Annotated in this window: 12 protein-coding genes; 10 read left to right on the plus strand and 2 right to left on the minus strand. The window is 45.0% G+C overall.

Going from position 1 to position 15,380, the window contains the following annotated elements; genetic code table 11:
- Positions 1–4: 4 nt before the first annotated feature.
- Together topA and EMP01_RS09510 are read right to left on the minus strand one after the other, a co-directional pair.
- Positions 5–2,629, minus strand: a complete 2,625-nt coding sequence (gene topA / locus EMP01_RS09505; protein WP_129021268.1) for a type I DNA topoisomerase — start codon at positions 2,627–2,629, stop codon at positions 5–7.
- A 116-nt stretch (positions 2,630–2,745) separates the two neighbouring features.
- Positions 2,746–4,638 (minus strand): T9SS type A sorting domain-containing protein, encoded by a 1,893-nt coding sequence (locus EMP01_RS09510; protein WP_161971298.1) that lies wholly within the window; start codon positions 4,636–4,638, stop codon positions 2,746–2,748.
- A gap of 133 nt (positions 4,639–4,771) precedes the next feature.
- Here EMP01_RS09510 and EMP01_RS09515 point away from each other — a divergent pair, with 133 nt between their 5' ends.
- The 10 genes from EMP01_RS09515 (at position 4,772) to EMP01_RS09560 (ending at position 14,999) form a co-directional block, all read left to right on the plus strand.
- Positions 4,772–5,650 (plus strand): SPFH domain-containing protein, encoded by an 879-nt coding sequence (locus tag EMP01_RS09515; RefSeq protein ID WP_129021270.1) that lies wholly within the window; start codon positions 4,772–4,774, stop codon positions 5,648–5,650.
- Positions 5,651–5,662: 12 nt separating this feature from the next.
- The gene (locus EMP01_RS09520; RefSeq protein WP_129021271.1) at positions 5,663–5,845 is read left to right on the plus strand and encodes an Arc family DNA binding domain-containing protein; all 183 of its coding nucleotides are present in this window, start codon (positions 5,663–5,665) and stop codon (positions 5,843–5,845) included.
- Between the two features lie 148 nt (positions 5,846–5,993).
- Positions 5,994–8,090, plus strand: a complete 2,097-nt coding sequence (locus EMP01_RS09525; RefSeq protein ID WP_129021272.1) for a gliding motility-associated C-terminal domain-containing protein — start codon at positions 5,994–5,996, stop codon at positions 8,088–8,090.
- A 67-nt stretch (positions 8,091–8,157) separates the two neighbouring features.
- A complete protein-coding gene (locus EMP01_RS09530; protein ID WP_129021273.1) occupies positions 8,158–10,236 on the plus strand; it encodes a T9SS type B sorting domain-containing protein in 2,079 nt (692 codons plus the stop codon).
- An 82-nt stretch (positions 10,237–10,318) separates the two neighbouring features.
- A complete protein-coding gene (locus tag EMP01_RS09535; RefSeq protein ID WP_129021274.1) occupies positions 10,319–10,984 on the plus strand; it encodes a hypothetical protein in 666 nt (221 codons plus the stop codon).
- Positions 10,981–11,280 (plus strand): winged helix-turn-helix domain-containing protein, encoded by a 300-nt coding sequence (locus tag EMP01_RS09540; protein ID WP_129021275.1) that lies wholly within the window; start codon positions 10,981–10,983, stop codon positions 11,278–11,280. The genes EMP01_RS09535 and EMP01_RS09540 overlap by 4 nt, the downstream gene beginning before the upstream one ends.
- A 67-nt stretch (positions 11,281–11,347) precedes the next feature.
- Positions 11,348–11,788, plus strand: coding sequence for a hypothetical protein (locus EMP01_RS09545; protein ID WP_129021276.1), 441 nt, complete (start codon positions 11,348–11,350; stop codon positions 11,786–11,788).
- The gene (locus tag EMP01_RS09550) at positions 11,775–12,260 is read left to right on the plus strand and encodes a Coq4 family protein (protein WP_161971299.1); all 486 of its coding nucleotides are present in this window, start codon (positions 11,775–11,777) and stop codon (positions 12,258–12,260) included. Before EMP01_RS09545 ends, EMP01_RS09550 begins: the two co-directional genes overlap by 14 nt.
- Positions 12,261–12,294: 34 nt before the next feature.
- A complete protein-coding gene (creD, locus tag EMP01_RS09555) occupies positions 12,295–13,623 on the plus strand; it encodes a cell envelope integrity protein CreD (protein WP_129021278.1) in 1,329 nt (442 codons plus the stop codon).
- 146 nt (positions 13,624–13,769) lie between these two features.
- A complete protein-coding gene (locus EMP01_RS09560; protein ID WP_129021279.1) occupies positions 13,770–14,999 on the plus strand; it encodes an MFS transporter in 1,230 nt (409 codons plus the stop codon).
- Positions 15,000–15,380: the final 381 nt, after the last annotated feature.

Here is a 15,380-nt window from a genome sequence, read left to right on the forward strand (position 1 = left end):
TGAATTATTTTTTAGGAGCCGTTTTCTTCGGAGCAGCGGTTTTACCGGTAGCTGCTTTTTTAGTAGCAGTCTTCTTGGTTGCTGTCTTTTTGGTGGCAGTTGCTGTTTTCTTTGTAGCGGCTTTCTTGGTTTTCTTTTCGAATGCCTGCGGGTTTATCGCCACAATCATTTTCTTCACCTCTTCCAGCGATACATCCTGCAGGTCTTCGGCAGCATATTTTTCTCCGTCTGCTTTGCGGCCCAGTTTCAGCATTTCTTTACCGAAACGGATGAATGGCCCCCATCTGCCGTTTTCAATAGCAATCTTCTCTTCCGGCCAGTGTTGTATAAAGCGGTTCGCTTCTTTTTCCAGCTTTTTAGAGATCAGTTCTTCAATATCTTTTTGCGATAAAGCCTCAAAGTTGTATGCTCTCGGCACATTGATATATAAGTCCTGGTATTTGATAAACGGACCAAAGCGACCGGTACCCTTGGTGACCGGCATGCCTTTATAAATGCCGATCGGGGCATCGGCCTGTTGTTTTTCTTTAATGATTGCGACTGCACGATCCATATCTACCATCAGCGGATCTTCTCCTTTAGGGATAGAAATAAAGCTCTCTCCCCATTTTACATAAGGACCGAAGCGACCTACACCCACCATTATCTCCTGGTCCATATAATTGCCCAGGGTAAATGGTAGTTTGAACAGGTCCAGAGCCTCTTCCATATTGATGGTTTCAATGCTTTGTGTACGCTTCAACGGTGCAAATCGAGGTTTCTCCTCATCATCGCTGGCGCCAATCTGTACCATAGGACCGAAACGACCCAGGCGGGCAATGATTACCTTTCCACTTTCCGGATCGGTACCCAGTACGCGCTCACCCACTGCTCTGCCGGCATGCTCCATGGTATCTGCTACCTTATCGTGAAATGGCTGGTAGAAGCTGCCGATCATCTGGTTCCATTGCTTCTTACCTGCAGCGATCTGGTCAAATTCACTTTCGATATTTGCCGTAAAGCTATAATTCATAATGTCCGGGAAATGCTCGTTCAGGAAGTCTGTAACGACCATACCCAGATCTGTAGGGAATAATTTGTTTTTTTCTGCACCCGTCAGCTCGCTGGACACCTGTTCTTTAATGGCATCTTTAGCTAATGTCAGGACATTGAAGTTACGACGGATACCATCTTTGCTGGTCTTCTCGACATAGTTTCTCTGCTGTACCGTACTGATCGTCGGTGCATAAGTAGAAGGGCGACCGATACCCAGCTCTTCCAGTTTTTTAACCAGGCTGGCCTCTGTATATCGCGGTGCCGGACGGCTGTAGCGCTCTGTGGCCTTCATTTCTACAAGCGGCAATACCTGACCCCTGTTCAGTGGTGGTAATAAGCCTTCCTGTGTTTCATCATCCTCATCATCCTTACCTTCAAGATATACTTTCAGGAATCCGTCAAACTTGATCACCTCACCCGTTGCGGTTAATTTTTCCTGCGGTAAAGTAGAAATATCGATAGTCGCTACTGTTTTTTCAGTAATAGCATCTTCCATCTGGCAGGCAATGGTACGCTTCCAGATCAGGTCATAAAGACGTTGTCCATCCTGGTCGCTGATCTGCGAAATCATCATATCCGTTGGACGGATGGCCTCATGCGCTTCCTGTGCGGATGCATTTTTGTTCTGGTATTGTCTTCTTTTATGGTAAGATTTGCCGAATTGTCTTTCGATGGCCTGTGCAGCATTGGCCAGGGCAGTTTCACTCAGGTTCACACTATCCGTACGCATATAAGTGATATACCCATTTTCGTACAGTGTTTGTGCCAGCCTCATCGTACGGCTTACCGAGTAGCCCAGTTTTCGGCTTGCTTCCTGTTGCAGGGTAGAGGTAGTAAATGGTGCAGAGGGTGTCTTGCGACCAGGTTTTACTTCTACATTTTGTACGGCGAATGAAGCCCCGATACAGTTCTGCAGGAAATTACGTGCATCTTCCTGGCGGCTGATGCGGGCACCTTCTGCTTTGAAGGTAACCAGTCTTTTATTAATATCCTGTGCTTCAAATAAAGCATCTATTTTGTAACTGCTTTCTGTTCTGAATTGGTTGATCTCGCGCTCTCTTTCTACAATCAATTTTACCGCAACCGATTGTACACGGCCTGCCGAAAGGCTTTTTCCGCTAAGCTTGCGCCAGAGTACCGGAGATATTTCAAAGCCCACAATACGGTCCAGTACACGACGGGCCTGTTGTGCATTAACGAGGTCCATATTCACGGTTCTGGGATTCTGTACCGCTTTCTGAATGGCTGGTTTGGTAATCTCGTGGAATACAATTCTTTTAGTGGTCAGAGGGTTCAGTCCGAGTTCTTCGCAAAGGTGCCATGAAATGGCTTCTCCTTCGCGGTCCTCATCCGTTGCGAGCCATACCTCCTGGGCTTTCTTCGCCAGGGATTTAAGCTCCTTCACCACTCTCGCTTTATCTTCTGATACAGTATATTTTGGTTGAAACCCGTTTTCAATATCAATACCCATCCCTTCTTTCTCCAGGTCTCTGATATGTCCGAAACTCGATTTTACTTCAAAGTCTTTTCCTAGTATCTTTTCTATAGTTTTCGCCTTTGCAGGCGACTCCACGATCAATAAGTTTTTAGCCATGTTATGCTTTAATAGGATTGCAAAGTTATAAGAATTTATCTTATCCAAAATTTTCGTAATCACTAAAGTAAATAAAAAGCCCCCAAATCGGGGGCTTTTTTCTGAAAATAGTATAACTATTTGATACTGATTCTGGTATGTTGTTTCGCTCCGGCGGCGTTTGTCACCTCGATCAGGTACAGTCCGGTAGATGGGATATGTAACTGGTGCGTAAAGCCTGTCAGGTCTTTTTCCATAACCACCTGGCCGATGACATTGGTGATACGGATGTGGAACTGATCGCTGTTGTCGCTCAGGTTGAGTGTAAAGTCTCCTGTGCTGCTCGGGTTAGGATATACATCCTTAATGCTGAATGCAGCATCAAGTTGCAGCATTTTGGAGTAAATACTCGGATTTACATTACAGGAAGTGATCTGTACCGGATAGAGGCCAGCAGTAGCCGGATGGAAGTTCGGAGACAGATTGATGTCTTGCTCCTGTACAGGGATGTACTGCGGCACATAAGACTCGCTGTTAGCGTCTACAGACAGTGTGTTATCGCAATAGTGCGTACCGGTATATTTTTGATATATGAAACGGCCGTCTTTGTTATTGCCCTGGAATTTCAGCAGGTCCATCTGTAACAGATCACCATCCGGGCTTGGTAACATTGAGGAGTAAGGATTAGTCCACAGTGGAATGCGGGCATTCAGCCTGTTGGCATTGAAATTGAAAAATGGTTCACAACCGCTGGCATTTGGTGTATAGCTGAAACCAAAACCACCGGAAGGATATAGCTCTCCATTAGAGATATCCAGGCCTAAGCCAAAGGTGAATGGTACATAGCTTATATCGTTGATCATACTACGGATACCCGTAATGGAGAATGTGGTAGACAGGTCGCCGATATTATGAATATTCATCGGTTGTGTCTTGGTATTATACGAGTATGGTATGGTTTTGATCTCCAGGGCGTTGTTCGTACTGGTCATCAGTTTCAGATTATTGTCTACAGCCGCAAGTGCCGGCATAGCCAGTTCTCCGTCACGATATGCAGTCAGCACATTGATGTATGCATAATCTTTATATTTGGCCAGGTCTACGTTCACCAGACCATTAAAGGAAGTAGGGCTCAGGGTGCCGGAATAAGTGTACCCGAATGCATGGTCCTCTGCAATGTCGAGGGTGCTTTTTTTCAGGATCAGGTTACGGGCATAAGAAGAGTTAATTGCATCCACATAGCCACCTACATCAGCACTGGACTTACCATTGGCCGTAGCGGTTACCAATACTGCGTCATTTAATAACTGCAGACGCATACCATTATCATAGTCAGGAATGTCAGCCGGATTGTATCCACCGGTAGAAACCTTTGATGTATTGTGTGTTTTACAGATCAGGCTACCACTATAGTAATCAAATTTCAATACAAACAGTGATTTTTCTTCCGGAGCATCGGGATTGATATTGTTAGAGGCATTATCAATAAAATAACCCGTAGTGAAGATATTGGATCCGTCTGTCACAGTATGTTGCGGGAATAGACCGTTCGGTATATTGGCCGGATCTAAAGTGAAACATTTTTCAATGAATGGTGGCTGGTTAAAATCGGTACATTTCAGTACCAGGTACAGGGGTACCGCAGTATAGCCGTTATGCGCCACCATGGTCACCAGCTGATATCCGTCAAAATTGGTTATGCCCACAATTTTGGAGCGGTAAGGCAATTGGATAGAATAACTTTTTACCTGAGGGCTGCCTAAGTTAGAGCCGGTCTGGTATAAAATGTTGAGGGATACAGTGTATTCAAAGTAATTATCAAAACTTATACTACCAGCAGAAACAGTTCCTTCCTGACCAATGTCGTAAAAAAAGTTCTTGCTAATGGAGTAATTGTAGTGCGAAGCATTAGCATTCGTATTGAGGCAGGGAATAGCCTGTGCATAAGATGCTGTCTGGCTCAACGGTAGTGTGGCCAGGGTAATGAAACCGGCGAGAAGGGTTCTCTTAATAGTTGGTAAGTTTTTCATTTTCATATAGTTATAACATTTAGATTGTTGTTTCACAAATCTAGGAAAAAATAATTCTTAAAAGAACTTTAACTTATATTTTTAAATTTGTTAATTATCTTTGATATCAAATTGATATTAAACTGAATTAATTATGGAAAAACTTATTAAACCTATTTCGGGCTATCTCGCACTGGTTGCTGCCCTGGCCTGCGCCGCCTTGTCTGTCATCTGCTTCGTAAATGCTGAAGGGGCCGACGGAACCAATAATCCTTTGTTCATTATCCTGGGCATCGTACTGGTTATTGCTTTTTTCTTTCTGCTTAAGGGGTTGATGATTATCAATCCGAACCACTCCCGTGTGCTAAACTTCTTCGGTAAGTATGTAGGCACGGTTAAAGAGAACGGATTGTTTTTTGTAAACCCGCTGTTTTCCACCGTAAAAGTGAGCCTGAGATCTGATAACCTTCAGGGGCAAACGCTGAAAGTGAACGATAAGATGGGTAACCCGATTGAGATCGGTGCCGTAATTGTATGGCAGGTTGGCGATACGTATAAGGCTACTTATGATGTAACCAATTATGCCTCTTATGTGCGTACGCAAAGCGAAGCGGCGGTACGTCACCTGGCCGGAAGCTTTCCTTACGATAACCTGGAAGATGAAGGTGCAGATATTACCCTGAGAGAGGGTGGTGATGCCGTAAATCGTATCCTGGAACAGGAACTGACCGACCGTCTGGCTCCTGCCGGAATTGTGATTAAAGAAGCCCGTATCAGTCACCTGGCCTATGCTTCAGAGATTGCCGGTGCCATGTTGCAACGCCAGCAGGCTACTGCTATCGTAGCGGCACGTGCCAAAATAGTAGAAGGTGCGGTGGGTATGGTAGAAATGGCGCTGCAAAAATTATCTGAAAAAGATATCGTAGAGCTGGACAATGAAAAGAAAGCAGCCATGGTGAGCAACCTGATGGTTGTACTGTGTGGTGAAAAAGCTGCGGCTCCGGTACTGAACACCGGAACATTGTATCAATAAAAAATGAATGCTATGCCGGATAAAAAGAACTTTATGCTGAGAGTGGATGCCGATATGTATAAGGCATTGGAAAAATGGGCTGCAGATGATTTTCGCAGTGTCAACGGGCAGATCGAATACCTGCTGCACAAAGCACTTAAAGATCAGGGGCGTTTGCCCAAAGAGCCGGCAAAGCCAAACGATAAAAGCAAATAACGATAAGCACAACTGTACATTTACCACAAAAGGGTCTGCATATATGCAGACCCTTTTGTGGTAAATGAGTTTTAAGCTCCAACGTAAATGATTGAAAACATGTCTTTTAAGAACATACTCCCTATTGTTTTGCAAACCCTCTATCGACATGAACAAACTTTACTTCCTATTGCTGCTGTGCCTGTTCAGCAACAATCACCCGCTTCTGCATGCCCAGGGTGAAAATAATAACTGGCATTTCGGGAAGAAGCAGTCTATCAATTTTAATGTCAATCCGCCGTTGCAGCAGGAGAGTAATATGATGTCGTACGAAGCGGCAGTAGCCGTCAGTAACGCACAGGGGCAATTGCAGTTTTATACTATAGGCAGCCGCATCTGGAATCGTAATGGGATTGAGATGCCCAACAGCAATGGCTTACTGGGCAACGGACCCACGATCAACGGACAGCCTGCGGGTTCCAGTGCATATGGTGCACAGGTAATCAAACATCCCGGCAATCCCAATCGCTACTTCGTTTTTTCGGGAGATGCCCAGGAAGATAATAGCTATAATGTATACTATTCCGTTGTAGATATGACCCTGGACGGAGGAAACGGTGATGTTGTGCCGGGAATGAAGAATATTCCTATCATGACCAACGGATCGGAATACATGGCCGTAACCAGGGGCGCAGATTGTAAAAGTTATTGGCTTATCGTTCGTACCAATGCGATCTGGGTCAGAGATTACTATGCGTTTAAAATAGACGTGAATGGTGTCAATACGACACCGGTGATCACCACTCCGCCTGCTTTTATGATAGGTGCATTTCTGCCGCTTATTTTCGGCAACGATGGCACATCCATGTATAGCATGGGTACCGGTGGTATTGTTTTTGCCCAGTTCAATAATGTAACGGGCGTGGTGTCCGGTTTTCAGTCCTTTACGGCTTATAGCTTTGGTCCCATGGCCCTCAGCGCAGATAATACCAAACTCTATACCGCAGAGGGTACTGCCGGTGTTAAACAGTACGACCTTACGCTGATGCCTAATCTGACAGCGGTACAAAACTCGGCCCAGATCATATCCCCGGCACCGAATCCCAGTCATATGACCATCTTTAATGATATGCGCAGGGGGCCTGACGGCAAGATTTATCTCCTCAGGCAAGAGATCAGCAGTGCTTATTATAACGTAACTATTGATTGTATCCCACAGCCCAATTTAAGCGGAACGGCCGCAGGATATAATATTGGAGCCTTTGACTATATATCGTCCTGGAGCCCTCCGATGGGGCTCAATACCTTCTGGCGTTTCGGAGACGATTTTATCGTTAACCCGGAGGTCGATACTATAGCTCATCCGGCAAAAGACACCGTAGTGTGTTTTGCTTCTTCGCTAAACCTGCAATCGCCGGAGGCTGATGCGGCCTATTATCAATGGAGTAACGGAGCTAATGGCAGCACAGCATCGGTTAGCGCAGATGGTTTGTACTGGGTATACAGCACCAATAATTGTCAGACCTATATAGACTCTTTTAAAGTACATTTTATTCGCTTCTCTCTCGACTTGCCGGACGATACCGCCCTGTGTGAAAACAAAACGCTGCAGCTGGATATAACCGATCCTGCTATTGAAGCCTATTTGTGGAATGATGGTGATGTAAACGGCGTTAAGACCATCTCTCAGGCGGGTCGGTATAGTGTTAGGGCTTCCAGCGGTCCGTGCAGCCTTTCTGATACCATAACAGTAAGCATCACGCATCCAAAAGTGGATATACTGCAGGACGATCTTTCTATGTGTAATAATAACATCAGCCCGATAACTGCCGAAGCTAATGTACCCGGCAGCTATTACTGGAATACGGGTGATACCGGCCGCGTACTGATACCGGATCACAGTGGTATATATGTAGTTAATCACCTCAATGCCTGCGGATTGTATAAGGACTCTGTTAGGGTAACCATTAATGATTGTATCTGTAAGATAATGATCCCGAATGTATTTACCCCAAATGGTGATGGCCGGAATGACGTATTCCTGCCGGTTACTGCCCCCGGCTGCAATTTTATGTTTTATGATATGCGGGTATATAACCGTTACGGACAGCAGGTATACTATACCAACAATGCTGCGAACGGGTGGGACGGTACTTTCAGGGACCAGCCTGCAGAAGCCGGAGCATATATGTATTCTATCAAATACACCAATCGCTATACCGATGAAACAAGAATAGAAAACGGAGATGTAATACTGATGCGTTAGTGCTATTGCATTACATAAAACTAATTTGTATATTACCTCCCATTGTGTAGTAGTTCATTAGCAAACCATGAAGCGTACCCTTTATTTTAGTCTGTTCATCCTGCTGTGTATAACAGCAGTGAGGGTGTGTGCTCAGGAGGAAAATAATCGCTGGCATTTTGGTCAGAAACAGTCCATTAATTTCAATGTCTCTCCTCCCGTACAGGAGGAGAGTAATATACTTACATACGAGTCATCCGTTTCGGTGAGCGATGCTGCCGGACACCTGTTATTCTATACCATGGGCAGCCGTATATGGAACAGAGATGGTGCGCCTATGGCCAACAGCTATGGCTTGCAGGGCAATGGTCCGATTGTGGGTGGTTATCCTTTCGGTTCAAGTGCCTATGGTACCCAGGTGGTAAGGTATCCATCCAATCCCAACCGGTATATTATTTTCTCGGGCGATGCGCTGGAAGATAATTCCTTTCGTATTTATTATTCTGTAGTAGACATGACCCTGGATAATGGAAGGGGGGCAGTGGTGAGTGGGATGAAAAATCAACTGCTGACCGATGATGCTTCCGAATACATGACGATTGCCAAAGGTGCAGACTGCAGAAGCTATTGGCTCATTGTGCGCTCCAGAGATGTATTGCTCCGTAATTTTCTTGCGTTCAGGATAGATGCAAACGGGGTGAGCAATACACCCACCATATCACCAGCCCCACCGGCTGCGCTGGGCAATTCTCTACCCATGGTACTAGCCAAGGACGGGCAACTGTATAGCCTGGGTCAGAGCCTGGTGATCGCTCATTTCAATAGCCTTACCGGTGCGGTAAACGATTTCCGCACGATCAATGCGCCCACACCCGGTTACTTGGCCCTGAGCCCCGATCAGAGCAAGTTGTACCTGTCTCATGCCACAGCCGGTATTTTACAATATGACCTTGATCTGATGCCCGATGCCAATGCAGTAGCCAATTCTGTACATGCAGTATCACCCGCAGCACAGGCGGGTATTACCACACAATACCTCGATATGCGGAGCGGCCCAGACAGAAAGCTGTACATCCTTAAAAGAAATACAGCCAATAATGCTGTTACACAATATATAGACCGGATGAATACTCCGGACCAGTATACAGTAGGGTATAATGCCAATGTCTTCAGTATGGATATGCCCTGGTCGCCTTCGGTAAATATTTTCTGGGGACTGGGCGAAGATGTAGTGATCAGTACGGGTAAGGATACGATTATGAATTCTGTTAAGGATACTATCGTATGCCTTGATCATGATCTGGTCCTGCAGGCATATGATCAGTATGCGGGTAGCTACCACTGGAATACCGGCGGCAGCGGTAAACAAAAGACCGTCTATGAAGATGGCACCTACTGGGTGTATAGCACCGATGATTGCCGAACCCTTATTGATTCCTTTCATGTACATTTTATCCGCTTCGATTTGTCGCTCCCGGAAGATACCACCATATGTCCCGGACAGTCCATTATACTGGATGCCAGTAATCCCGGTATTGAGGAGTATGTATGGAATGACGGGGAGCAAAACAGTATGAAGCTGGTCAAAGAACCTGGTGTTTATACTGTAACTGCAAGCAATGGTATCTGCAGTCTTTCCGATACGGTAAATGTAACACTACTGCAACCCCAGGTAGACATCATTAATAATGACACCAGTATGTGTATGTCCCGCGTAGAGCCTATTACAGCGGTTGCCAATGTACCCGGAGCCTTTACCTGGAGCGATGGAACATACGGTTCGGAAACATTGCCGGCCTATACCGGAAAATATGTGGTAACGCATACCAATGTCTGTGGTGATATAAAAGACTCGGTATACATTACCCTCAATAACTGTATCTGTACGGTTATGGTACCCAATGCCTTTACACCTAACGGAGACGGACGCAATGATATGTTCTATCCTGCCACGGCACCGGGTTGCAACTTCATGTTTTATGAGATGAGGATCGTGAACCGTTACGGACAATATGTATTCTACAGCAATCAAGAACAACTGGGCTGGGATGGTTATTATCATAATGCCCCGGCACCAGGCGGAGTCTATATGTACACGATCAAATATACCGATCGCTATACCCATGAATATAAAGAACTGAAGGGCGAGTTAGTCCTGATGAGATAACCTGTTTTTTCTGAAAAAATATTTGAAAAATATTTGGTTTTTTGATGCTAAAAACTAACTTTGTATTTCAAAGTACTTTACTATGAATGAGCGCCAACAAGCATCGCTGGAAGTATTAACCGAGATCCGCAGTATGATGCACAAGTCTTCCCGTTTCCTCTCTTTGAGTGGCTGGAGCGGTATCTGGGCCGGTATTACAGCCCTGGTGGCGAGTGGGGTAGCCTACAGTTGGCTGACGGATCAGAATACATTCCGGACTGATGACCGTGCGGACATCAAACCTAATGGGTATTTCTCAGAAGCTGCTGCCATGTGGTCTGAACGACTGCTGATTCTTGCCGTATTGACCTTTGTCGTTGCATTCCTGGGTGCTTTGGTTTTTACCTGGCGTAAAAACAAGAAAGCCGGAGAAGCGACCTTTACCGGTGCCGCGCGTAAACTGGCCGTGAGCATGATGATTCCGATGGGTGCGGCAGCCTGTTTTATCCTGTTCTTTATACTGAACCATCATTTCGCTTACATTGTGCCGGCCTCGCTGGTGTTTTACGGACTAACCCTGATCAATAGCAGTAAATATACCTTTTCCGACATCCGCTACCTCGGGCTATCAGAAGTGATTATCGGCTGCATCGCGTTATTTATTCCGGATATGGGTTTGTACCTTTGGGCGCTTGGATTTGGTATCATGCATATCGTGTACGGTACTATAATGTGGTTTAAATATGACCGTAAGGTAAACAGATTATGAGAAAGGAACTGGACCAGCTGAATAAGATTTTCGACAGCCGTATCCGTATAGGTATCATGAGTGCATTAATCGTTAACGAAGAGGTGAATTTTAATGAACTCAAAGCCTTACTGGATGCCACGGATGGTAATCTTGCCTCTCACCTTAAAACGTTGGAGGAACACGAGTTTATCCGTGTGGAGAAAGGTTTTATCGGCAGAAAGACCAATACGATATACAGCATTACAGCTGAAGGAGAAAAGGCCTTCCGTTCACATATTAATGCCCTGGAAAAAATAATTAAAAATCTGCAGTAGATTTTTTTTGCCCTAATTACTTTGAAATGCAAAGTGCTTTTTGATTTAAAATTTAATCCGTTATACAATGAAAACAGCAGCACGTATCTGGCTCATCGCCGCATTGACAGAATGTATTATTTACGCCTTTATCTTTAGAGAAGCTGGTGCCATGCCGCTTGTGGCTATCGTAGCCCTGGTCGGGGGCTTTCCTGGTATGCTGGCCCTTGCTTTCGGTATCGAACTCATACACATGTTCTGTGAAGATATCAGCTGCAAATGGCAGGCATTTTTCCTGCTCACGCTCCTTGCCGCTAACGGCACTTTAAGTTTGTTTCTTTTACTAATCGATGCCGACTTTGGCCGCCTGGACCTGCCTTATTACCTGATCGTTAATGTAGCCGCACTGGCAGGTTTCTTCTGTTCCTTGTCTGCTATCCGCAAGTATTATTTTCGTCGGGAGCCGCAACCACTGGATGTTACCCATCAATCACCATATCAATTCAACCAGGATTATGACCAAAATTAATCAGCTCAGAGAGCAGATCCTCATCTTTATGGCCCATAAAATCGGACTGCCTTATTTCAAGCTGGTACGCAGAAAACCAAGTTTCCCTTATACAAGAGAGCAGCTGGCATCTTTACCAGAGGGTACTGTAGGACAGCAGTTGCACCAGTTCTTTAAGGCCAATGAGCTGGACCTGTTGCCCTTTTATGAAAAACATGATATCAAACATGTGGTGCTGGGCTATGATGCCACGGAAGATGGTGAAGTATGCCTGCAATGCTTTATGCTGGCCAATGGCCGCTGTACCATACCCGTACTGATCGCGGTCATATACGGTGTGCTCACCATGCCGGAGTACTGGTCCAAATTTAAACAGGCATGGAGGCGGGGACGCAGTAATCAATCACTTGGATCAGTCAACTGGTTTGACCTCATTCCTCAACCAACAGAAACCGTTCAGAAAGCCCTATTACAATCAAAAGCTGCAGCTTAATTAAATTATCATTTTACCTATTAAAATATATATCATGGAAACTCAACAAACGTACACATCAGAACAGGAGCCCCTGCGTACAAAAAATGATAATAGTGCCTTGTGGAAAGGTGTTATTGTGAGCATACTGGTATTGGCTTTGCTGCTGCCGGTATCTTATATCAAAATGCTGGTAGCAGAACGCTCAGAGCGGCATGAGCAGGTAATACAGGAGATCAGTAATCAATGGGCCGGAGAGCAGATGGTGTCCGGGCCGGTATTGATGGTGCCTTATTATGAGATTGTTCAAAAAGATGGCCGTACCATAACCCAAAAAGCAAATGCTTATTTTATTGCAGATAAACTCTCTGTTAACAGTGAAATACTGCCGGAGGTACGCAAACGGTCTTTGTATAAAGTGCAGTTGATGAAGTCTGAGCTTAAACTGAAAGGAACCTTCAAACCCTTGCAACTTGCGGCTTTGGGCCTGAGTGCCGATAAAATGTTGTGGAACGAAGCAAAGCTGCTTATCGGGCTTAGTGATACCAAAGGTCTTAGCAAAGAAGCACAGCTGGACTGGAACACCGAAAAGCAGGTCCTGCAACCGGGCGTGCCGGAGAATGGTCTCTGTGCTTCGGGCTTGAGCGCACCTGTAAAAGTGAACCCGGAAGGAACGGTGGATTTTAATATCACCATGAATGTAAGAAGCTCCCGTCATTTATATTTCAGTCTTATGGCCGGCACTACCGACGCAAGCCTGAGTTCGAGCTGGAGCTCGCCATCCTTTACCGGTATGCCTGATACTGCAGAGATTAATGCCAAAGGCTTTCGGGCACACTGGAGCCTCAGCCAGGCCTCCAGGGCATATCCGCGTCAGTGGAAGCAATCTATACCTAATCTGAGTAATAATACAATCGGTGTTAGCTTTGCCAATTCAGATGAGAGCTACATTAAAACCGATAGGGTGGTCAAGTATGCTATCCTGTTTATCGCACTCACCTTTGCCGTATTCTTCCTGATCGAAGTATTGCAGCGCATACAGATTCACCCGCTCCAGTACGGACTTGTCGGTATTGCATTATGTATATTCTATACACTGCTGTTATCCATCTCAGAATATACCGGTTTTGACACTGCATATATTATAGCCAGCCTGGCCACCATTTTACTGATTGGTATGTATGTCTGGAGCATTTTCCATAAACCCGCAGTAGCCCTGTCCTTCACCATTGGCCTCGCTGCACTGTATGCCTATATTTATTTCCTGATTCAGCTCGAAGAAATGTCCCTGATCTTTGGCAGTATCGCCCTTTTCCTGGTGGTTGCCGCCATCATGTTCTTTACCCGGAAAGTGAACTGGTATCAGCTGAATAAGCGCATGTAAATAATCTGTCTGTTGTTTATATAATGCACTAGCATTAGTGTTTTATGGGTGAGCTGTATGGCTCGCCCATTTTTTGTGTAGAGAATGCAGTATTTTTAAGAACACAATGTATCTTTCGGAAAAAAATAAACCAACGAAAAGCGTTTATGACACAAGAACAATTTAAGAAACCCAAAAATGTAGCCCTCATCATCCTTGTCGCTTCACTGGGGTATTTCGTAGATATATATGACCTGGTGATCTTCTCCATAGTACGGATCCAGAGCTTCAAAGACATTGGTGTACACGAAGAGCTGATGCGCAAGCAGGGCGAGTTTGTGATCAATGTACAGATGGCCGGATTACTACTGGGTGGCTTTATCTGGGGTATTATAGGGGATAAGTACGGTAGGCTTAAAGTATTGTTCGGTTCCATACTGCTATATTCGGTGGCCAATATCATCAATGGTTTTGTCAATGATGTAAACACTTATGCCATCATCCGTTTTATTGCCGGCATAGGCCTGGCAGGAGAGCTGGGTGCCGGTATTACTTTAGTGAGTGAGAGTATGCCTAAAAATAAAAGAGGTTATGGTACCATGATTGTAGCCGGAGTAGGGGTGCTGGGTGCAGCTGCCGCCTATTTTGTAGCAGAGCATTTTAACTGGCGCAATGCTTATTTTGTAGGCGGTGGCATGGGTTTATTGCTCCTGTTGCTGCGTGTGGGCATTTTTGAATCCTCCATGTTTCAGCAGGCTACAGATGAACATGTAGCAAGGGGTAAATTCTCTATGATCCTGACCTCAAAAGAGCGACTGTCCCGATACTTGTATTGTCTCGGCATCGGTTTGCCACTTTGGTTTGTAGTCGGCATACTCATTACACAGGCACCAGAGTTTGGTAAAGCACTGGGCAGTCCCGATGTGCTGAGTGCCGGTAAGGGCATTATGCTGGCGTATATTGGTATTTCGATCGGTGAGGTTATTGCAGGTTTTATTGCACAGATGACCCGTTCGCGCAGACTCGTACTGGCCATATTTCATGTCGCATCACTGATCACTGTATTTATATACCTGGGCAGCAAAGGAATTACAGAAGCGCAGTTTGGTGTATTGTCGTTCTGTCTGGGCTTATCAGTAGGGTATTGGGCTACATTTGTTACCGTAGCATCAGAGCAGTTTGGCACCAATCTGCGAGCCACCGTTACCACTACTGCACCCAATTTTATCCGGGGCTTCCTGATTCCGGTTACGTTTCTGTTCGAATTCTTTGTAAATCACTTCGGTATTATCAATGCAGGTTATATAGTTATGTGCATACTGGCTGTAGTGTCCCTGTTCTGTACCTATAAAATAAGAGAGAGCTTCAGCCTGGATCTTAATTATGTAGAAAAATAAGACTGATAAAGCCACCATTTTCTATACAAGAGCGGCATTTATATAGTGCCGCTCTCTTCTTTACCTATATTTTGATAAATATATGTGGCCTGTAATGCATACTGGTATTAGTTTATGATAAAAAAATGGCATACAAAACGGGATTAAAGTAGTGAAAAGATTTGTTTAAGAGATTAAAGGTATCTATCTTTGCACTCCCTTACGGAAACGGGGGTTGCTCATTAATAATGAATGGGAAGTGAGACTGGTATTGTGTTTGAGGTATTTTTGGAGGTTTGTTAGCGGACCGAAGGGAATAAAAAAAAACTTCAAAAAAGATTTGGTTTTTGTAAAAAGGTTATTTACCTTTGCACTCCCAACGAAACGGCGGTCGGCGCACGA

It is taken from the genome of Edaphocola flava (assembly GCF_004118155.1).
Taxonomy (GTDB): domain Bacteria; phylum Bacteroidota; class Bacteroidia; order Chitinophagales; family Chitinophagaceae; genus Edaphocola; species Edaphocola flava.